Source organism: Mucilaginibacter sp. GW821-FHT07H05, from assembly GCF_059418485.1.
The window spans coordinates 262,442-282,040 of sequence record NZ_JBWKPY010000001.1; the positions used below are offsets into that span (position 1 = coordinate 262,442).

The window sequence follows — 19,599 nt, forward strand, 5'->3', positions numbered from 1 at the left end:
TGTCTTCGACACAAAGTAACCAAAAGTCAAGTCAAAAAAAGCTTCCACGCTCCCTGCCTTGACAACTCCTCGCCGGAGGCGGTTGCCAAGGGCATTCCCGCCAACGCTGGCCCGCTTTTTTGACAGGCCCGCGCTCCTGATCAGCCTCTTGCCAATTGGATTTGCGATTACTGTTGTGACGAACCTTTAATAACCGTCCTAAATGCGGCATCGGGAATCTTCGGGTATCACTGTCCCTGCCCAAGCACTGACTGTTCGTAGAAGATAACCAAGCCGCGGTTTTTTTCTTTGGTTACTTTCTTTTTTGCGAAAAAAAAAAGTAACATCCACCGGCTTTCATAACTGATTTACCCGGCCTAATGAAATGCTGAAAAATATTCCAAACAAGTAAGTACCCATTTTGTGTTCCCGCAGGGTCTCTCGGAGAGGACCCTGCGCACGTTTGCAAAGCGAACACGCTTATCGGACCTGCATGGTAACGCAGGGTCCTCTCCGAGAGACCCTGCGAAGACACGGAAGTGTTCTTCTCTTAAGCCTCATTGTCATTGCGGGGAACGAAACAATCGCGAGCTATGCAAGACTGCTCTTTGGGTGTGCGATTGCTTCGTACCTCGCAATGACAGGCGTATAATAAACAACCCTTGTATATATGCAACACTATCACTACCTTTGCGCCACAATTAACAAATTTATTTACGCTTTAATATTATTCACGTAATGTATTTAAGTAAAGAAGCAAAGGCAGAGATCTTTGCAAAACACGGTGGCGTTGCTACCAACACTGGTTCAACAGAAGCACAAGTTGCTTTATTCACCACCCGCATCGCGCATTTAACCGGTCACCTGAAAAAAAACCGTAAGGATTTTTCAACCCAGTTATCGCTGCAAAAATTAGTAGGTAAACGCCGCGGATTGCTGGCTTACCTGTACAAAAAAGACATCGGAAGATATCGTGCTATTATCAAGGCTCTTGAGCTAAGGGATATCATTAAATAAGTTTTCCCAGTTTTACTGAAAAAGCCGTTCGCAATTGGTCGAATGGCTTTTTTACTTTGTTTGAAACAATTTACACAACATAAAAACCGGTGCGCCCCCAAAGATGAAAGGTGCATCACAACAACAAACAAATGAGTTTAAATGTAATTAAAAAGGTTATTGATTTAGGTGACGGCCGCACCATTGAGATCGAAACCGGTAAGCTGGCCAAACAAGCGCATGGCAGCGTAGTAGTAAAAATGGGTGATACCATGTTATTAGCTACCGTTGTTTCATCGTTTGAAGCTAAGGAAGGTGTTGATTTTTTACCGCTTTCTGTTGACTACCAGGAGAAATACGCTGCAACAGGCCGTATCCCGGGTGGTTTTTTACGCCGCGAGGCACGTTTATCAGACTATGAGGTTTTAATCTCGCGTTTGGTTGACCGCGCCCTGCGCCCATTATTCCCTGAAGATTATCACGCTGATACACAAGTGATGATCTCTTTAATATCAGCTGATAAAGATATTATGCCTGATTGCTTAGCCGGTTTGGCAGCATCGGCAGCGTTAGCTGTTTCTGATATCCCTTTCAATGGCCCTATCTCTGAAGTTCGTGTTGCTAAGATTGACGGCAAGTTGGTGATTAACCCACGGATGAGCGAATTAGCTAAAGCAACTTTAGAATTTATAGTTGCCGGTAGCGAGTTTGACATCAATATGGTTGAAGGCCAGTGTGATGAAATTCAGGAAGACGAAATGGTTGAGGCATTGAAATTTGCCCATGCAGCCATTAAAGTACAATGCTTTGTACAAAAAGAACTGACCATTGAAGTTGGCAAAACTGAAAAACGTACCTACAGCCACGAAAACCATAACGAAGATCTGAAGAAAGCTATTTACGCTGCTACTTATGAGCAGGTTTACGCTATTGCTTCTTCTGCTTCGGGTAAAGATGAGCGTTCGGCTAAGTTTAAGGAAGTACGCGATAACTATATTGCAACCTTAGGCGAAATTGACGACGTTACTAAATTCCTGGCTAAAAAATATTACCACGATGTGGAGTATGATGCTATCCGTAACCTGGTATTAGACGAAGGTAAACGCTTAGATGGTCGTCAGACTACCGAGATCCGTCCGATATGGAGCGAAGTTGGTTATTTACCTGCTGCTCACGGTTCGGCCGTATTTACCCGTGGCGAAACACAAGCATTAACCACTGTTACTTTAGGTGCTAAGGACGATGAGCAAATGATTGATGGCGCGTTCATTAACGGTTATCAAAAATTCCTGCTGCACTATAACTTCCCTGGTTTCTCAACCGGCGAGGTTCGCCCTAACAGGGGTGCAGGCCGTCGCGAGATCGGTCACGGTAACCTGGCTATGCGTTCGTTAAAACAGGTATTACCTGCTGACGACGAGAACCCATACACTATCCGTATCGTTTCGGATATCCTGGAATCAAACGGTTCATCATCAATGGCTACCGTTTGCGCGGGTACATTAGCGCTGATGGATGCCGGTATCAAAATCAAAGCGCCTGTATCAGGTATTGCGATGGGTTTGATCACTAACGAAATGGGTACCAAATACGCTATCCTTTCGGATATTTTAGGTGACGAAGATCACTTAGGTGATATGGACTTTAAGGTAACCGGTACTAAAAACGGTATCGTGGCCTGCCAGATGGACTTAAAGATCAACGGCCTTTCATACGATGTTTTGGCTAAGGCATTAGATCAGGCAAAAGCCGGTCGTTTACACATCTTAGGCGAAATGGCTAAAACCATGGAAGCCCCTCGTGAAGATTACAAACCACACGCTCCACGTATTGTTACCATCCGTATTGATAAAGAATTCATCGGTGCCGTTATCGGACCTGGTGGTAAAATTATCCAGGAAATGCAACGCGAAACCGGCGCTACTATCTCTATCGAGGAAGTTGGCAACCAGGGTGTAGTGCAGATCTTTGCTGACGATAAAGCCGCTATTGATGCCGCCGTTGGCCGCATTAAAGCTATCGCTATGAAACCAGAAGTTGGCGAAATTTACGAAGGTAAAGTACGTTCGATCATGCCTTTCGGTGCATTTGTTGAAATTATGCCTGGTAAAGACGGCTTGCTGCACATTTCCGAGATCGACCACAAACGGATCGAATCTATGGATGGTGTATTTGAGATTGGCGAGATAGTAAAAGTGAAACTATTAGAAGTTGATAAGCAAGGTAAGCTGAAATTATCGCGCAAGGCTTTAATGCCGCGCCCGGAAAGACCAGCCGCCACTAATTAATTTTATTAGCAATAAGTTAACAAAAGCCCCTTTTTAAGGGGCTTTTTTAGTTTTTTGAAAAAAAAATAAAATAATTAAAACAAAAACCTTTTTTTAGTATTTCCTTAAATAAGTGACAGAACCAAAATCTTCTAATCAATAAGCGCGTGCCACATTTAAAATGACTTCTGCTAATACCAATGATCCCTTAGATTTCCTTAGCTATCATCCTTCGTCGGGGAGTCACGGTAATGCGCAAACAGATTTGATCCAGGCATTACTATACGAGATCATTCGTGTAAAAGATCTGATCAGGTATTACGAAGACATCCCCAACGGCGCCGGCGCATTAGGCGCATCCATACTAACCGAACTGGTTGCCGAAGCCTATAACTCCCTTGTTAACTACGATACCGAACTGATACGTAAATATTACGATCTGCTGCAGAATTGTGACTGATTACCTCATGTCATTGCGAGGTACGAAGCAATCGCACACCCAAAGAGCGGTCTTGCATAGTTCGCGATTGCTTTGTACCTCGCAATGGCAAATCGAGCGTAGGGTGTCATGGTGAGCTTGTCGAACCATGGTAGGCAGGCCTCGCACACACCCTTCGACGGGCTCAGGGTGACAGCCACTCCTCCTTGTTACTCCACCTTTAAAGTCCCGCCGGGATTTGATAACTCACAATGACATGCTTTTGTTTTGGAAATGAAAGCCAGTAGTTCTTAGGCATCGGTAGTCCTGCTATCCGTTCCAAGTCCTCGTTCGCTGCGCTACACTCCGGGCTTTCCACTACTATCAGGTTTATAATGAACGGTCAGTGTCCCAAAAGCTTTCGGTCTCCCAACTTTCGGAGTATTCCTCTATATTTGCAATGACTTAATGACCCAATAACCCAATGACCAATTTCCACCTGATAGCCCCATCTATTTTAGCTGCCGATTTTGCCAACCTGCAGCGCGATATTGAAATGATCAATACCAGCGCGGCCGACTGGATCCATGTGGATATTATGGATGGCCTGTTTGTGCCCAATATCTCTTTTGGTTTCCCGGTAATGAAGGCGGTAAAAAAATACGCTAAAAAGCCACTGGATGTACACCTGATGATAGTTGACCCCGACCGTTACCTGCAGGCATTTAAGGATGCCGGCGCCGATCATATCACCGTACATTACGAGGCCTGCACACATCTGCACCGCACTATACATGCTATAAAGGATTTAGGCTGCAAGGCAGGGGTGGCGCTTAACCCGCATACGCCCGTAGCGCTGTTGGATGATATTATTGCCGATGTGGATACGGTATTGATCATGTCGGTTAACCCGGGTTTTGGCGGACAAAGTTTTATTGAAAATACCTACAAAAAGATAAAAGAATTAAAGGCTTTAGCGGTGGAGCGTAACCCTAATCTGTACATAGAAATAGATGGCGGCGTAACACAGCAAAATGCAGCCCAGTTAATAAATGCGGGCGCAAACGTACTGGTGGCCGGTAACTTTGTTTTTTCGGCTAAAGATCAGTTGGCGACGATAGCCGCGATGAAAGATCTGGGTATTTAATCTAAGAATTATCTTTATAACCCAGGTTTATTAAATGGTTGGGCTTCATATAGATCTCATCTTTGTTAAAATCGAGGATGATGTTGAACCTTTTTAAAAGCCCGTTCCCCAGGTAATTAACAGAAAAGCCCATCGGGTTTTTACTGCCCAAAACCAAAGTTGGGATATTAGTGAGCTTAAATGTGTTGATGGTGTAAGACGAAGCAAGAACTGTTTTTGTTTCGTATTTTACTCCACGGGGATCACTGAGGAATGATGATTTAATCAGCTTCAAATCTTTAGTAAAATAATGTTTAGCTGCCCAGGCGCTATCTAAAATAATGGCCAGTCCCGATCCGGTATCCATTGAAAAACTCCCTGCATATTTATTGCCGCCTATTTCAAACGATCCTTTAACTGTAGCATACGAACGCATAAACTCCAGTTTGGATTTAACGTAGCCCTGCATATCCTTTGGCAAAACCGGGTAAATAATAAGCAGATTATGATCGTAATCAATTTCAACTTGCTTGCCTTCAAAAAGGTTCCCGCCAAAGCGCCCGTCCATTTCGCTTGCGGTTGTAACTGTTGGTAACACTACCGGGTCGGTCCAAAACCTATTACCCATTTGTAAGCTAAATACCTTGCTCAGCTTATTATAGTTTGGTGTTGTTTTCCCGGCTAGGGCATCGGGCTGATTAGCAAGCAACTTTGTTTTTTTTAGTATCGCATCACGCGTTAAATGAAAATCGAACGAACTGAGATCAAAATGCAGGTTTAAGGTATCTGTTTGATTAATAATAGCCTTTACAGCGATGGCGTCATTAGCCGTAAGGGTAAATGGAATGGTGTCGTTTTTGACTGTTTTACCTTTTAGTTTATCTACAGGAGGGAGTGCGCTGGCAATTTGTGTGTAACAGGAATCTTTGCCGTTGAGCAATACAATAAAGTTATACTTTGTGCCTGGCTTTACCTTTACCCTTATCGAATCTATATCCGTATAAAAGATAACCCATTTGGTTTCTCTTGTCCTGTCGGCCGTATAAATATCTGGCCTTATCCCCGGCGAAAGCGACCAGGCATTTTTATCCAAAAAACCGCCATCGTTAATGGTTACACTTTTTGATGTAGCTTTAATAACCGGCAGCTTAGATTGCGCGAAAATACTTTGAACCGCTAATAAAGCGACAATGCTGAATATATACTTCATTTTAAAACTAATCTCTCATTAACTAATCACTAACCTACCACTTCTTAAATATAACAAATACCGCCAGTACAATCAAGCCAAAGCCTACCAAATGGTTCCAGCCAAATTTTTCGGTTTTAAAAAAGATGATACTAAATACCATAAAAACGGTTAGCGTAATAGCCTCCTGTATGGTTTTTAACTGCACCAGGGTAAAAGGGCCGCCATCGCCCTTAAAGCCGGCGCGGTTAGCCGGTACCTGAAACAGGTATTCAAAAAATGCCAGTCCCCAGCTAATAAAGATCACGGCTATCAGCCCGATATTTTTGCCCCAGTCGTAATCTTTAAATTTAAGGTGCCCATACCAGGCAAAGGTCATAAAGGTGTTGGATATTAAAAGAAAGATGATGGTTTTTAGTCCGCGCATAGCTACATTAATGCAGATAATTTAATATTGTTTTATAATTCACCCCAAAGAGGGGTTAAGGCATTACTCCAAACGTTTCTTTGCTAATTCCTGTGCATATCGTTCAAGCAAAGCCGGTTTCGGGTCGGTCAGCAGATAAATACCGGTGCCTTTTTCTACCGCAAAAGGGGTCTCAATTTCGCCCAGTTTACGGACGTATCCCACCATTGGTGTTAAAGCCGATATATCCGAGTGAAAGTGATTGTCTACATATATCATATATTTAAAATGCAGATTGTCGGGCGCCCATAGGGCAAAACTGCTGTTTAAGCTTACCACATCGGGTATGTTGTACTGCCTGGCGTATTGGTGCAGGGCGCCGGCCTGCCCATAGTTGCTACCAAATATAATGGTCTGTTTTTGCTGCCCGGGGGTAAGCTGGTGGTAGGCAGCGGCAACTTTTTTAGCCATTTCGTCCCACCCGAACATGTCGGCATAATCCTGAGTTGTAGCGTGCTTTTTGTGATCCTCCCAGGTAATGGCAAAATCAAAGAAATGCATTTTCCCGGTAAACCTAAACCATGCCAGGGTTTGGTTAAGCGGCAATACCGGTAGCAAAACAGGTAAAAGCAATAAATTGGGAGCTATCAATAAAACCGCTATAGTATTACGCAAAGCCGGCCGCCACGATTTTAGCAGCCGTTCAAACGCGAAACCACCGGCTGCAAACAGCATAGGGTAAGCGCCAAATAAATAGTATTGCTTGCCATGCATCAGTACTAAAAAAAGAAAGATTAAAAGGTAAGCAAATACTAAAAACTGGAACTTACGTAAACGGAACGAGAACAGCAGGAAAAAGAAACCTGCCAGCCAAACAAACAAGGCCGTACCATTCACCAAAAATTGTTGTATAATAAAACCAGCAGGGTTGTTATAGCGTAGCTGCTGTTCATCCAGGGTGCGCATGTGGGTAATAAACGGCAGGTGGTGCGCAAATTGCCAGATGGCATTGGGTAAAAATATCAGTGTGGCTATCAGGGCGGCTATCAGCACGTGCCTGGTAAACAATATACGGCGCTGTTTACTGATCAGGATGCCTAATATCAGGGCAAAAGTAAAAAACGCCATGGTGTACTTGGTCAGCATACCAAAACCAACAGCAGCACCCAGCCAGTACACGTATTTTGCCTGCTGGGTGTTCACATATTTAACCAGCAGCCAAACGGCCAGCACCCACCAAAACTGATCGAACACGACAGGTTGGAATAGGTAACCGCTGGCTACAAATGCAGGGGCAAATATCAGCGATATGCAGGCTAAGCTTATCGCAAATTTACGGCCGCCCAGTTCCAGGGTGATCTGGCCGGTAAGCCAAACTATCAATCCGGCACAAAGCGTAGTTAAAATACGTGCCGCAAAAACAGAGGTGCCAAACACATGCACTGTAATATAGCTTAGTACAGCAATTAATGGTGGTACTTCTTTATAGCCCCAATCTAAATGATCGGCCAGTACCAAATGTAGCAGTTCATCGCGGTGAAACCCAAAATGAGCTATCGCCAGCAAATTCAAAATTATTTTTATCCCAACAAACAGTAGTATTAACCAATTATAATTGGGCCGTTTACTTGAAATCATGAAGATTTTACCAGGTTTTTTGTTAAAGGTAATAATTAGTTGATTAGATTAATACAGTTTGGGTTACCAATTCAGTCAACCATATAACCATTTGCTAATTTAAAGATCTGCTGTACACTATCAGGGATGTGCTGTGTGTAATGCGTAACATAAATAAGGGTAATATTGGTTTGCCGGCAAATCGTATCAACCAGGGCCTTAAAATGCTGTATCTGGTGGTTGTCCATCCCCTGGCAAGGTTCGTCCAAAATAAGCAGGGCCGGGCATTTGATCATGGCGCGGGCCAGCAGGCACAGGCGTTGCGCGCTGGCGGGGATATTCTTTAACGGTTGCCGGGCATATCGGTCTATTTCCAGTACTTTCATCCATTGCAGGGCACGGTCGGTTTTAGCTTTGTCTGAGGGGCGGAATAACCCCATGGTATCATAGTATCCCGATTCTATGGCCTGCAGGCATAGCGTATCAGCAGGGAAATACTGGTACAACTCGGGCGATATAAAGCCAGTTTTCCCTTTGATATCCCAGATACTTTCGCCGCTGCCGCGCTTTTTATCAAACAGTACAATGTTATTGGCATAAGCCTGGGGGTTGTCGCCGTTGATGAGGCTTAACAGGGTAGATTTTCCGGCACCATTAGGGCCAAGCAAAGCCCAGCGTTCGCCCTGATTAATTTGCCAGTTAATATTGCTTAAAATCGTTTTTTCGCCATAGCGGATAGTTACCTGCTGCATATTTACAACAGCATGGTATAAGGGGGCCGGGTACTTGTTCAGCAAGCCATTCAGGTCAAAAGCGTTGTAATTATTTTGTTCGGCAAATAGCTTATCCGTGTCTAATTCCTTTTTCGCGGCGGTATTAAAACTACCATTTTGCAATACGCCTATATGCGTTATAGCTTCGGGTATTTCGTGTATACCGGTAGCCATTATAATGGTAATGCCACTGGCTGCAATTTGGTTTATGATGGTATTAAATTGGGTACGGGTTGCTATATCCAGGCCGGCTAAGGGGTTATCCAGCAGTAGTAATAAAGGGTTTTTAAGCAGGGCGGCCGCTATCATCAATCGTTTGGTCTCTCCGTTCGATAGTTTAATCAGCTGCTTATCGGCCAGCGGTATAAGTTTAAGCAAGCGGATCACTTTATCCATATCCCAGTAATGGTGTACTGACAGGGGAGTGGAAATGCTATTCAAGTAGTCAGCTACCGTAAAGGAGTCGTCCGAATCGGAGGAATTATAGCGTTGCTGATAATAAAAATTTGAAGTGTTAGATAAATTACGGAAATGATGTTTGGAAGCTACAAAGCCGATGAGCAGATGGAAATCTGTTACACCCTTATCATTTTGCGCAAAATGGCGGATGATCTCTCCTGCTTTAAGCTGTAGGTTACCGGCAATAACATTCAGCAATGTGGTTTTGCCCGATCCGCTTTGACCGGTAATGGCCCAGTGTTCCCCTTTTTTAATTTGCAGGGAAACATCGTTGATGACCGGCTGGTTTGAATAGCCAATAACACCTTGCCTGATAGTGAGAAATGAAGTTAACATAGATAAAGCCCCGAATATAGGCTATCGTTGTTAAAACTATATCATGAAAGGATTTTTAACGAGGAAATTATGCCGACCGCATCAGGCTGTTATCGCCGCGGGATAAGTTAACGTTTTTTTTATTAAGCCGGTTCCATGTTTCGATATCTACCAAAGGACTTGCTACTACATTTTTACACGCTTCGTTAGGGCATTTTACTTCCCATCCGCCTTTTTTAGCTTCATCAATTACAGGCCTTGTGCCACATTTAATACAATTTTCACAATCAATTCCCGGCTGTATTTCGTAACTCATATTCTATTAAATATATTATTAGCACTTTGACAAGCAAAGGTAACAAAGGTTTAAATAGCAGGACCATTATTATTTTCAAATATGTACGATAAGTCAGTATTTGTGGATTTATTTTTTTCTATATTTTAAATCAACTGTATACAGAGACGCACATCATATACTAATAGTACGTTTTTTTTAACGGTAACGTTGCCCGGATATTTTAAGGTATAGTTTTTGAATTAACCGTAGCAACATTATCCAACGTATGAAAAAACTTAACATTTTACTTTTTGCTTTAGTAGTAGCTACTTTAAGCAGTTGCGAGGTAATTGGCGGAATAGCAAAAGCCGGATTTGCCGTAGGAATTATAGTTACACTAATAGTTGTATTCCTGATTATTTGGCTAATATCGGCCTTTAGGGGAAGAAGCTAAAATATTATGCTGATCAGTTTAATTGTACTGATTACGCTTTATTTGTTTGCAATTGCAGACAGGTGATGTATGATAGTTTGTTGTAAAGCGCTCGTTTTTGATTAAAAAAATTTCTTTTAAATTAAACAAATCTTGATGGCGGGCGTTATTCTATTATAAAACATCAAGAATATGGAAACTACAAGCGTAACAGTTGAGAATTTAAACGATCTGATCGAGATCCATAATGATCGTATTGCAGGATACGAAAAAGCGATTAATGATCTTAAAGACAGTAATTCAGAACTTAAAACCCTTTTTACCAACCTGATAGGTGAGAGCCATCGGTTTAAAATGGAATTGGGTACCGAAGTGCAGGCTTTAGGCGGCGAAATTGAAACCGGTACTACCATGAGCGGAAAAGTATACCGCGCCTGGATGGGTTTAAAAGACGCCTTTGGAAGCTCGGACAAAACAGTTTTAGAGAGTTGTGAATTTGGCGAGGATGCCGCGCAAAAAGCCTATAGAACAGTGCTGGAAGATGATACGATGCCGGCTTACCTGCAGGCTACTTTAACCCGCCAGCAAGCCATATTAAAAGCAGCGCACGATAAAATAAAAGCCCTGCGCGATCAACAATAATAAGTCCCTTAAAAAACTCCCGGTAACGCCGGGAGTTTTTTTATGATACCAACAACTGTTAACAATAACATCACATTAATGTAATCACCACTTTATGCCATACTTGTAGCTTAGTGTAATTAAATACTGATAGCCATGAGATTAATTGCAAATATTTTAAGCCTGATAGGCGTATTACGCGAAAGGCTGATGATCAAAAGTATGCGTTCGTCATTTATGCACTAAAATATTGTCGGGCATATTCTTTTTTTATCCGGTAATAATCAACAAATTGGGCCGGGCCGGCGGCTCAGTCTAAATGGAACACGAAGAACTCAGTAAAAAGCTTTTTGGGGATGATTTTGCATGGGGGGTATCTACCGCGGCCTTCCAAACAGAAGGGGCATGCGATGAAGATGGCAAAGGGCAATCTATTTGGGATGAATTTACTTCCAAAAAAGGCAAAGTGCTGAATGGTGATACTGCTGCAATAGCCTGCGATTTCTATCATCGCTATCGCGAGGATATCGACCTGATCAGGCAAATGAATATCCCCAATTTCAGGTTCTCTATTGCATGGGCAAGGATATTGCCCAATGGTGATGGCGAAGTTAACCAGCAGGGTATAGATCATTATCACAGGGTAATTGATTATTGCCTGGAGCAGGGTATCGAACCCTGGCTAACCATATATCACTGGGACCTGCCCCAAAACCTGGAAGCACAGGGCGGCTGGACAAACCGCAAAATTATAGATTGGTTTACTAATTATACCGCCATTTGCGCCCGGCACTTTGGCCATAAAGTAAAGCACTGGATGGTGATGAACGAACCTGGTGTTTTTACGGGGGCCGGCTATTTCCTGGGTTTACATGCGCCGGGCCGCACCGGTTTAAAAAACTTTTTACCGGCTATACATCACACGGTACTCAGCATCGTATCGGCTGCAAAAAAACTGAGGGAAATGTTGCCGGATGCTATGATAGGTACAACTTTTTCCTGCTCGCATATTGAACCGTATTCGCAAAAAACACGGGATATTAATGCCGCTATCCGGGTTGATGCTTTGTTAAACCGCTTATTTATTGAGCCGCTTTTGGGGCTGGGTTATCCTACGGAAGTGCCTGCTTTAAAAGGGATAGCCAAACATACCCTGCCCGGCGATGAAGCCAATATGACATTTGATTTTGATTTTATCGGGATACAGAATTATACCCGCGAAATTGTCAGGTTTTCTTTGTTCACTCCTTATGTCTACGCCCGCCTGGTGAAGGCCGCCAAACGCAATGTGCCCACTACCTTAATGGGTTGGGAAGTGCATGCCCCCGCTATATACCAGGTATTAAAGCAATTTGCCGCCTATGATACCGCTAAACCGATTTATGTAACCGAGAACGGGGCCGCGTTTCCTGATGAATTAGCCGACGAGGATGTTAATGATGCAGAGCGTGTGGAGTACCTGCAAACCCATATAGCGCAGGTTTTAAAGGCAAAAAACGATGGCGTAAATGTAAAAGGCTATTTTGTATGGACGCTTACCGATAATTTTGAATGGGCCGAAGGCTATCACCCCCGCTTTGGACTGATCCATATTGATTTTGAAACACAGCAGCGCAGGATCAAAGCTTCGGGAAAATGGTATGGGCAGTTTTTAAAATAACCAGAAGCGTTTATACACGGGCTGTCACAACATCGCTAACAGCAATATTGGTTTTTGAAAGGCGCACATAAAAGGTTGTGCCATTTTTGATGTCACTCTCAAACCATATCTTACCGTCATGCTTTTCAATGATCTGGCGGCAGATTGATAAACCCAGGCCAAATGATTTTTCGCCTAATGTGCCCGGGCGCTTAGCATCGGTAAACATATTAAATACCTTGCCTTTAATGTTTTCGGGGATGCCTATTCCATTGTCTCTAACCGCAATTTCAACTTCGTTCACCTCATCGGTTACACTTACATATATCTCTGCACCAATGGGGCTGAATTTGATCGCATTGCTAATGAGGTTACTGATAACCCGCCATATTTTTTCGCGGCTGATCATGAGTTCTTCCGGCGCGCTCAGGGTATTCAATACAATTTTTTGATTTTTTTCGGCAGCTTTAAAACGCAGCAGTTCTACACTGTTATTCAACAGCATATTAATATCAACAGGTTGCTTTTGCAATTCGGCAGGGGCGCTGCTGGTGGCTTCTAATATTTCATTGATCAGTTCCAGCGAATCATAAGCGGTTTCTTTAATGATCTTCAATAGTTCTATCTGCTCGTTGTTATAATCCGCGTCCTCTACCATTGCACCGGTTAGTGAGGCTATACCGCCAAGCGGGTTACGCAGGTCGTGCGCTACGGTGCGCAGTATGCGGTCTTTTTCCTGGCTGCTTTGTTCTAAATCGGTCAGCGTCGTTTCCAGATTGCCTTTCTGCATATTTACCTGGGTATTAAGCGCACTTACCACCTCCATTTCGCGCCGCGATCTTTTCCAGTTACGGAAGATCAGGAAAATAATGACAGACGACATGGCCACGAAGATCATCCCGGCGTACATATAGATCCGCTGTTTGTTGCGCAGATCTACAATCTGGTATTGTTTTTCCAGGTTAGCCACCTGCTCGTTCACATTATTTTCTTTTAAAGACCGGGTACGTTCGGTTAACGAATCTTTAAGATGATGATAGGCCTCCATGTAAGGCATGGATTGGGCCAGCTGCTTTTTGTTTTTGTAATAAGTACCCATCATTAAGTTCCAGCCGGCTTCGGCATCGCTGGCTTTTACCGAGTCTAATTGGGTGCGTATGGTGTTTAATAAAAGCAATACCTCTTCATCCTGATGTAAGTTCATGTACAAGCGGGCCAACTTTATTTCAGATAGCTCTGCATCATGGTTATCGTTGCCTTTTTTAAGGTTGGTAGCAATGCTCTTTTTTAGTAATGCTACAGCCTGGGTATATTTCCCCTCCATGCTTAATACATCGGCCATGTTGCCATAAATTACGGCCCGCGCTACTTCCAGTATATCAGCCCGCGACTGGTATTTTGTGCCTTTATCGTTAATATATTGCAGTGCCAAATTAAAATAGGCCAGCGCGCTATCCAGCATTCCCTGATTCTTATATCCTAAAGCGGTATTATCTAATACTTCCTGCTGGCGGTAAAAGGAAACAAATTCATCCTTGCACGATTTATTTTGCTTAAAGCTTTCCTTAAAATAGGTTACCGCGTTTTTATAATTGGCTTGCTTATAGGTAATCATCCCCATGCGATAGGTATAAGCTGATAGGGTGCAATTATCCAGGTTGTTTTTACCTAACAGGTAGCCCTGGTAATAGCTGCTGTACGATTCGTTATAACGGCCCATTTCAAACAAGGCGTCGCCACGTGCAAAGTTTGCCTCGCCCAAAAACGAAATATAACGCTGTTTGTTGGTGAGCAGACTGGCTGCCGCTATCATGCTGTCTGCATACAGCAAGGCCTCCTCATTAGTATGTTTTATCTTATTATGATACACATAATGAAACCCGTATTTGCGGAATTTATCTGTTGGCGTAAGGTCAGAAAGGTGTTGAACCGAGGAATCAAGATAGCGTAGACCCTTGTCTTCCTGGTTTAATTCGAACAAACGGCTGGTGGAGTCATAAACAGGTTTAAAGCCTTTAGAGAATTCAATATCCTCAGATTTTTCGTTACACGAAGTAATTATAGCTGCTAACAAAACACACAGCCGTAACAGACTGTTGATAAGGAAATTAGGCGCAGGACTTTTAGCAGTTGATGAGGGCATTCACGATAATAGTCTGAAACAAATATAATAGCTGCCCGCCTGATATCCAATTTTATAAGTAAAAATCATTCTTAATCGTTGTATCGGTTTTTTAAAGCTGCTAAAAACGATTATTTAAAGGCATCTAACCCGGTAACATCATGCCCGGTGATTAGTAAATGAATATCATGCGTCCCCTCATAAGTTACTACCGATTCTAAGTTCATCATGTGGCGCATAATCGGGTATTCGCCGGTAATGCCCATCCCGCCCAGCATCTGGCGGGCCTCGCGGGCTATGTTGATAGCAATTTCTACACTATTGCGCTTAGCCATAGATATTTGCGCGGCTGTTGCCCGGTTCTCGCTTTTCAAAGTGCCTAAGCGCCAAACCAGCAGTTGCCCTTTGGTAATCTCGGTGATCATTTCGGCCAGCTTTTTCTGCTGCAGCTGGAAGCCGCCAATCGGGCGGCCAAACTGTACACGCTCCTTGGCATAGCGCAGGGCGGTGTCATAACAATCCATCGCCGCGCCTAATGCGCCCCAGGCTATGCCATAACGGGCCTGGTTTAAACAACCCAGGGGGCCTTTCAGTCCGGATGCACCCGGCAACAGGTTCTCTTTGGGGACTTTTACATGGTCAAAAACCAGTTCGCCGGTAGCTGATGCCCGTAACGACCATTTATTGTGCGTTTCGGGCGTGGTGAAGCCCTCCATACCGCGCTCTACGATAATGCCTTTGATCTTGCCACTTTCGTCCTTAGCCCAAACCACGGCCATATCTGCAAAGGGCGCGTTTGAGATCCACATTTTGGCGCCATTGAGGATATAATGATCGCCGGCATCTTTAATATTAGTTACCATACCGCCCGGGTTCGATCCATGGTCGGGTTCGGTTAAGCCGAAGCAGCCCATCATTTCGCCGCTGGCCAGTTTGGGCAGATATTTCTTTTTCTGTTCTTCCGATCCATAGGCATAAATAGGGTACATCACCAGCGATCCCTGTACCGACGCGGTTGACCGGATGCCCGAATCGCCGCGTTCTATCTCCTGCATAATAATGCCGTAAGCGGTATAATCCAATCCCGCGCCGCCATACTCGGTTGGGATAGTTGGCCCAAAGGCGCCAATTTCGGCCAATCCTTTAATTAATTGTTTGGGAAATTCCGCACGCTGGGCATAATCCTCTATAATGGGCGACACTTCTTTTTTTACCCAATCCCTAACCGTTTGGCGAATAAGTTTATGCTCATCGGTCAATAATTCATCCATTAAATAATAATCGGGCGATTCAAAAAGGTCTGTCCTGGCCATAAATAGGTGGTTTATAGTGGCAAATCTAATGAAAATTTTGTGTCTGCGAAGGGATTGCCGGAGCAGACTTTGCACTGGAGGATTTATGCTTGCGGGGCCGGATCAATAAAGCTATAAACAAAGAAAGCCCCGGTAACACCGGGGCCCTCATCAAACAAAACTATAAACTATTATTTATTTAAACACGCTGTACACGTTGGTAATTTTCCATCCTTCGCCGGTGTTGGCTACGGTTACATAATTGCTGCGTACAAAGCCATCATATTGCATATCTACTTTTACTACGCTTACATCCTCATTGTTTTCAACTACTGATGTGCTGATTGTGCAGGTTTGCTCAATATTTTGGTTGGCTTTTAAAAAGCCCAGCATTTCTGCTTTGCCATAACTCATTACCTTTGTACCACGTAACATGCTAAATTTAGCAGTCGCGTCAAGCACCTCATTCATGCCTTGCAGTTTACCGCGGCTCATAGCATCTATATAAGTGTTAATGGCGTAATTCTTTGTTAATCTTTCTACTGGTTTATCTGCTGCTTTGGCAACACAAACAGTGGCTAATAATGCGATGCCTAAGGCAATTGATTTTAAACTTTTCATAATATTGTATTTTAAGGTTGTTATTTAATTTATATCTATAAGATGCCTTCAGAATACAAAACGTTACAGCATTTGATGGCGAATGGTGAGATTTAACAATTTTTTAACAAATTAGCGTGTAATTAACAAATCTGGCTTTTTAAGTTTAGGTATACGATAAACTATGGTAACATACACTACCATTATATTGCAGTTTGCAGATCAGGGCGAGAAAACCGGGTGGACTTATATTGATATCCCGGCTGATATAGCGCAGCAGTTAAAGCCCGGTAACAAAAAATCGTTCAGGGTAAAAGGCATGCTGGATAGTTTCCCAATTAAAGCTGTTGCATTGATGCCTATGGGCGAGGGCGCTTTTATTATGGCCATTAATGCCGGTATGCGCAAAGGGATCCATAAACGCGCGGGCGCCATGCTGCAGGTTACTTTAGAGGTAGATAATAATACGGAAGTAATTGTCCCCGATGATTTGCAGGAATGTTTTGAATACGAGCCCGGGGGGATGGACTATTTTAACAGCCTGGCCGAAGGCCACCGCCGTTATTTTGTGAACTGGATAAACAGCGCCAAAACCGAACCTACCCGGGCTATCCGTATTGCCAATACCATTAACGCCATGGTAAATAAGTGGGACTATGGGCAGATGATACGGGCGATGAGGAAAAGGTAACTGGCTTCGTGTCATTATGCTTCGCGTCATTGAGTCATTACGCTTCGCTGTCATTGAGTCATTGCGCTTCGCTGTCATTGAGTCATTAAATAGTTAGTCTAAAAAATGCCGCAGGCATTTTGACCCAATGACCCAATGACCCAATGACCCAATGACCCAATGACCCAATGACCCAATGATCCAATGACATACCCCCAGATATATTTATACCGCCGCATTGTACAGGCTAAGCTGTATATGGATAGCCATTATCACGAGGCTATCGATCGGCATGCTATTGCCGACCAGGCTTATTTTTCGCGGTATCATTTTATCCGGTTGTTTAGTAAGATATACGACAAAACCCCGCACCAGTACCTAACTGTAGTGCGAATTGAAAAGGCTAAACTTCTACTAAAGACCGATGTGCCGGTGCAGCAGGTTTGTTTTGCAGTAGGGTTTGATAGCATTGGGTCGTTCACCAGCTTGTTTAAAAAGCATACCTCGGCAAGTCCGGCGCAATATCGTACACGGCAATTACAACGCGCGGAAGAAATAAGCAAAGCCCCCCTCAAGTTTATCCCCAATTGCTTCGCGCAGCAAAATGGTTGGGTTGATAAATAACCCGTCATAAAAGTAGTTTTATCACTTAAAATGTAAAATGTTGATTGTTAGTTAATTAGAAAATCATCTTGGGTTAACACTAATAAAAGTTAACATTCTGATTGTCAATTATTTATATGAAATAATGCCCGAATTATGTTAAGTTGTGTTAACCCTATGTGGCGGGTAAGGTTCCGTGTTTGCGGGCAGCGGTGTGCATTAATAAATAGCAATTTTAAAGAAGTTGAACCCAGTTTAAGTGAGCATCTTTGGATATAAACAAACGAAGCGATGATCACAAAAATGAACCACGTTAGCATCTTCGTCCTGGATCAGGACAGTGCTTATGATTTTTATGTAAATAAACTGGGCTTCATTGTCCACACCGATGCCGCTATGGGCCCCGGCGCGCGCTGGCTCACCGTTTGCCCGCCCGAGCAACCCGATTTGGAAATAAGCCTGATGGCTATTAGCGAGGGCATGATGTTTAAAAAAGAAGCTGCCGCACAAATGCGCGATCTGGTAAGCAAAGGCACCTTCGGATTCGGTGTGTTTGAGTGTAACGACCTGCTGGCCACTTATGAGGAACTAAAAGCCAAAGGCGTAGAGTTTACTAAAGAGCCAACCAAAGAATTTTACGGTTACGAAGCCCTGTTTAAAGATGATTCAGGCAATTGGTTTTCGCTGGGGCAGAAGGAGTAGGTAAATGTACAGATGTGCGGATATCAGATGTGCAGATGACGGGAGATTAAAACTTCAAACTTTCGGTTAATCTCTTGGTTTCACTAACTTTTGAGCAAATGAATACCAGGCTCTATATTTAAAAGACCGATCAATCTTTTTAAGATCCGCTTTTTGTGTTAAGTCATTAATGAAAAAATTGAATGCCTCGCTCATCTTTTTGCCTTTTTCGTAAGTAAAAGTTATAGCCTTGTTAAAACTATCTATCATTCCATCCCATGCATAAACCCGGCATTGGGTGCCAGGCTGGATGGAATGACTGAAAGTTAAATCGTAACTTCCCGTTGCTCCAGCTTTTAATGAAAATATGGGCGTGCATTGTTCATTTCCCCAGCAAATCTTAAACTGTGCATTCGGGACATTTTTATTATAGAAATCGATAACCATACTATTTAAGTACCTGAAAATATATTTGTTAAACTACCCTATATGGACTATGGGGTAGGGGTCCCCATTACTCGTCGTGCCCTGCCTTTCAATCGCGTATTCCAGTGGTCAAACCGGCCGCCACCACCGATAACGCACATAATGCCGAAAAGAATGACTACGGCCATTATAAAGATGTGAAGTGCCTGAGAAAGGAAATGTACCATAATATAACATTGTTAGTGTATGCACCATCTTGCAAATGTTATACCGATAATTTCTAAATAAGAACAATAATTTATAATTACGATAATTGTATTCTATTTTAGTTAAATGCTGTTGTTTCGACCGAATTGAGAAATTTGCCCCAATTAATTACGACATCCCTAAAAGTGAGTTTAACTATACTTTTTTGCTGCTGCCCTAAATCTGATACGTTTTTGCCCCGCCTGGACCAAAAAAACAGTTCCACCGGTTCAAATCTGTATGTTCCTTTCCTTGAGCTCGTTTGTAACAAGTGCTGAACATGGTCAAGCGGCTGCGACGCGCGATACAATCGCCCGAAAGTTTTAAGCACCCGTTACAAGCGAGCGCAAGAAGCAAATCTCTGTGCCCTCTGTGTTCCTTACCTCTGCGCCCTCCGTGGTTAAATCACCGACATCACAACACACAATCACCCTCACCGCATTC

Annotated in this window: 19 protein-coding genes; 10 read left to right on the plus strand and 9 right to left on the minus strand. The window is 43.3% G+C overall.

Annotated features, from left to right (window positions below; all coding sequences use genetic code 11):
* Positions 1–717 precede the first annotated feature (717 nt).
* The 4 genes from rpsO (at position 718) to rpe (ending at position 4,807) form a co-directional block, all read left to right on the plus strand.
* A complete protein-coding gene (gene rpsO / locus AC07M6_RS01245) occupies positions 718–996 on the plus strand; it encodes a 30S ribosomal protein S15 (RefSeq protein WP_494886895.1) in 279 nt (92 codons plus the stop codon).
* A gap of 131 nt (positions 997–1,127) precedes the next feature.
* Positions 1,128–3,263 carry a polyribonucleotide nucleotidyltransferase gene (gene pnp, locus AC07M6_RS01250; protein WP_494886897.1) on the plus strand — a complete coding sequence of 712 codons (2,136 nt, stop codon included), beginning with the start codon at positions 1,128–1,130 and terminating at the stop codon, positions 3,261–3,263.
* A gap of 160 nt (positions 3,264–3,423) precedes the next feature.
* Complete coding sequence (locus AC07M6_RS01255; protein ID WP_494886898.1) at positions 3,424–3,702, plus strand: hypothetical protein; 279 nt, start codon at positions 3,424–3,426, stop codon at positions 3,700–3,702.
* Positions 3,703–4,144: 442 nt separating this feature from the next.
* Positions 4,145–4,807 (plus strand): ribulose-phosphate 3-epimerase, encoded by a 663-nt coding sequence (gene rpe / locus AC07M6_RS01260; RefSeq protein WP_494886900.1) that lies wholly within the window; start codon positions 4,145–4,147, stop codon positions 4,805–4,807.
* Between the two features lies 1 nt (position 4,808).
* On the opposite strand, the gene AC07M6_RS01265 is transcribed toward rpe, so the two are convergent.
* The 5 genes from AC07M6_RS01265 to AC07M6_RS01285 form a co-directional block, all read right to left on the minus strand.
* A complete protein-coding gene (locus AC07M6_RS01265) occupies positions 4,809–5,996 on the minus strand; it encodes a hypothetical protein (protein ID WP_494886902.1) in 1,188 nt (395 codons plus the stop codon).
* A gap of 34 nt (positions 5,997–6,030) precedes the next feature.
* Positions 6,031–6,402, minus strand: a complete 372-nt coding sequence (locus AC07M6_RS01270) for a DMT family protein (RefSeq protein WP_494886904.1) — start codon at positions 6,400–6,402, stop codon at positions 6,031–6,033.
* A 63-nt stretch (positions 6,403–6,465) separates the two neighbouring features.
* Entirely contained in the window at positions 6,466–8,019 is a 1,554-nt protein-coding gene (locus AC07M6_RS01275; RefSeq protein ID WP_494886905.1) for an ArnT family glycosyltransferase, read from the minus strand.
* A gap of 71 nt (positions 8,020–8,090) precedes the next feature.
* The gene (locus AC07M6_RS01280) at positions 8,091–9,566 is read right to left on the minus strand and encodes an ATP-binding cassette domain-containing protein (RefSeq protein WP_494886906.1); all 1,476 of its coding nucleotides are present in this window, start codon (positions 9,564–9,566) and stop codon (positions 8,091–8,093) included.
* A gap of 67 nt (positions 9,567–9,633) precedes the next feature.
* Positions 9,634–9,861: a hypothetical protein gene (locus tag AC07M6_RS01285; RefSeq protein ID WP_494886907.1), complete on the minus strand. Its 228-nt coding sequence runs from the start codon at positions 9,859–9,861 to the stop codon at positions 9,634–9,636.
* Between the two features lie 247 nt (positions 9,862–10,108).
* Between AC07M6_RS01285 and AC07M6_RS01290 the strand changes: the two genes are divergently transcribed.
* The 3 genes from AC07M6_RS01290 to AC07M6_RS01300 all read left to right on the plus strand — a co-directional run bounded on the left by AC07M6_RS01290 (position 10,109) and on the right by AC07M6_RS01300 (position 12,536).
* A complete protein-coding gene (locus AC07M6_RS01290; protein ID WP_494886909.1) occupies positions 10,109–10,276 on the plus strand; it encodes a hypothetical protein in 168 nt (55 codons plus the stop codon).
* Between the two features lie 171 nt (positions 10,277–10,447).
* Complete coding sequence (locus tag AC07M6_RS01295) at positions 10,448–10,897, plus strand: PA2169 family four-helix-bundle protein (RefSeq protein WP_494886910.1); 450 nt, start codon at positions 10,448–10,450, stop codon at positions 10,895–10,897.
* A 298-nt stretch (positions 10,898–11,195) separates the two neighbouring features.
* Positions 11,196–12,536, plus strand: a complete 1,341-nt coding sequence (locus AC07M6_RS01300) for a GH1 family beta-glucosidase (protein ID WP_494886911.1) — start codon at positions 11,196–11,198, stop codon at positions 12,534–12,536.
* 10 nt (positions 12,537–12,546) lie between these two features.
* Here AC07M6_RS01300 and AC07M6_RS01305 read toward each other — a convergent pair whose 3' ends face one another.
* The 3 genes from AC07M6_RS01305 to AC07M6_RS01315 all read right to left on the minus strand — a co-directional run bounded on the left by AC07M6_RS01305 (position 12,547) and on the right by AC07M6_RS01315 (position 16,550).
* Positions 12,547–14,658, minus strand: coding sequence for a tetratricopeptide repeat-containing sensor histidine kinase (locus tag AC07M6_RS01305; RefSeq protein WP_494886913.1), 2,112 nt, complete (start codon positions 14,656–14,658; stop codon positions 12,547–12,549).
* A gap of 110 nt (positions 14,659–14,768) precedes the next feature.
* A complete protein-coding gene (locus AC07M6_RS01310; protein ID WP_494886915.1) occupies positions 14,769–15,950 on the minus strand; it encodes an acyl-CoA dehydrogenase family protein in 1,182 nt (393 codons plus the stop codon).
* Positions 15,951–16,124: 174 nt separating this feature from the next.
* Positions 16,125–16,550 carry a nuclear transport factor 2 family protein gene (locus tag AC07M6_RS01315; RefSeq protein WP_494886917.1) on the minus strand — a complete coding sequence of 142 codons (426 nt, stop codon included), beginning with the start codon at positions 16,548–16,550 and terminating at the stop codon, positions 16,125–16,127.
* Positions 16,551–16,713: 163 nt separating this feature from the next.
* On the opposite strand from AC07M6_RS01315, the gene AC07M6_RS01320 reads away from it, so the two are divergent.
* The 3 genes from AC07M6_RS01320 (at position 16,714) to AC07M6_RS01330 (ending at position 18,504) form a co-directional block, all read left to right on the plus strand.
* On the plus strand, positions 16,714–17,220 hold the full coding sequence (locus tag AC07M6_RS01320; RefSeq protein ID WP_494886919.1) for a YdeI/OmpD-associated family protein: 507 nt from the start codon (positions 16,714–16,716) through the stop codon (positions 17,218–17,220).
* 183 nt (positions 17,221–17,403) lie between these two features.
* Positions 17,404–17,823, plus strand: coding sequence for a helix-turn-helix transcriptional regulator (locus AC07M6_RS01325; protein WP_494886920.1), 420 nt, complete (start codon positions 17,404–17,406; stop codon positions 17,821–17,823).
* A gap of 270 nt (positions 17,824–18,093) precedes the next feature.
* Complete coding sequence (locus AC07M6_RS01330) at positions 18,094–18,504, plus strand: VOC family protein (protein WP_494886922.1); 411 nt, start codon at positions 18,094–18,096, stop codon at positions 18,502–18,504.
* A gap of 66 nt (positions 18,505–18,570) precedes the next feature.
* Here the strand turns inward: AC07M6_RS01330 and AC07M6_RS01335 are convergent, their stop codons facing one another.
* Complete coding sequence (locus tag AC07M6_RS01335; protein WP_494886924.1) at positions 18,571–18,930, minus strand: hypothetical protein; 360 nt, start codon at positions 18,928–18,930, stop codon at positions 18,571–18,573.
* Positions 18,931–19,599: the final 669 nt, after the last annotated feature.

What these genes read in the sequence shown, in the direction of transcription:
- rpsO (WP_494886895.1), top strand. Translation starts at nt 718, where the DNA reads ATGTATTTAAGTAAAGAAGCAAAGGCAGAGATCTTTGCAAAACACGGT.
- pnp (WP_494886897.1), top strand. Translation starts at nt 1,128, where the DNA reads ATGAGTTTAAATGTAATTAAAAAGGTTATTGATTTAGGTGACGGCCGC.
- AC07M6_RS01255 (WP_494886898.1), top strand. Translation starts at nt 3,424, where the DNA reads ATGACTTCTGCTAATACCAATGATCCCTTAGATTTCCTTAGCTATCAT.
- rpe (WP_494886900.1), top strand. Translation starts at nt 4,145, where the DNA reads ATGACCAATTTCCACCTGATAGCCCCATCTATTTTAGCTGCCGATTTT.
- AC07M6_RS01265 (WP_494886902.1), bottom strand. Translation starts at nt 5,996, where the DNA reads ATGAAGTATATATTCAGCATTGTCGCTTTATTAGCGGTTCAAAGTATT.
- AC07M6_RS01270 (WP_494886904.1), bottom strand. Translation starts at nt 6,402, where the DNA reads ATGCGCGGACTAAAAACCATCATCTTTCTTTTAATATCCAACACCTTT.
- AC07M6_RS01275 (WP_494886905.1), bottom strand. Translation starts at nt 8,019, where the DNA reads ATGATTTCAAGTAAACGGCCCAATTATAATTGGTTAATACTACTGTTT.
- AC07M6_RS01280 (WP_494886906.1), bottom strand. Translation starts at nt 9,566, where the DNA reads ATGTTAACTTCATTTCTCACTATCAGGCAAGGTGTTATTGGCTATTCA.
- AC07M6_RS01285 (WP_494886907.1), bottom strand. Translation starts at nt 9,861, where the DNA reads ATGAGTTACGAAATACAGCCGGGAATTGATTGTGAAAATTGTATTAAA.
- AC07M6_RS01290 (WP_494886909.1), top strand. Translation starts at nt 10,109, where the DNA reads ATGAAAAAACTTAACATTTTACTTTTTGCTTTAGTAGTAGCTACTTTA.
- AC07M6_RS01295 (WP_494886910.1), top strand. Translation starts at nt 10,448, where the DNA reads ATGGAAACTACAAGCGTAACAGTTGAGAATTTAAACGATCTGATCGAG.
- AC07M6_RS01300 (WP_494886911.1), top strand. Translation starts at nt 11,196, where the DNA reads ATGGAACACGAAGAACTCAGTAAAAAGCTTTTTGGGGATGATTTTGCA.
- AC07M6_RS01305 (WP_494886913.1), bottom strand. Translation starts at nt 14,658, where the DNA reads ATGCCCTCATCAACTGCTAAAAGTCCTGCGCCTAATTTCCTTATCAAC.
- AC07M6_RS01310 (WP_494886915.1), bottom strand. Translation starts at nt 15,950, where the DNA reads ATGGCCAGGACAGACCTTTTTGAATCGCCCGATTATTATTTAATGGAT.
- AC07M6_RS01315 (WP_494886917.1), bottom strand. Translation starts at nt 16,550, where the DNA reads ATGAAAAGTTTAAAATCAATTGCCTTAGGCATCGCATTATTAGCCACT.
- AC07M6_RS01320 (WP_494886919.1), top strand. Translation starts at nt 16,714, where the DNA reads ATGGTAACATACACTACCATTATATTGCAGTTTGCAGATCAGGGCGAG.
- AC07M6_RS01325 (WP_494886920.1), top strand. Translation starts at nt 17,404, where the DNA reads ATGACATACCCCCAGATATATTTATACCGCCGCATTGTACAGGCTAAG.
- AC07M6_RS01330 (WP_494886922.1), top strand. Translation starts at nt 18,094, where the DNA reads ATGATCACAAAAATGAACCACGTTAGCATCTTCGTCCTGGATCAGGAC.
- AC07M6_RS01335 (WP_494886924.1), bottom strand. Translation starts at nt 18,930, where the DNA reads ATGGTTATCGATTTCTATAATAAAAATGTCCCGAATGCACAGTTTAAG.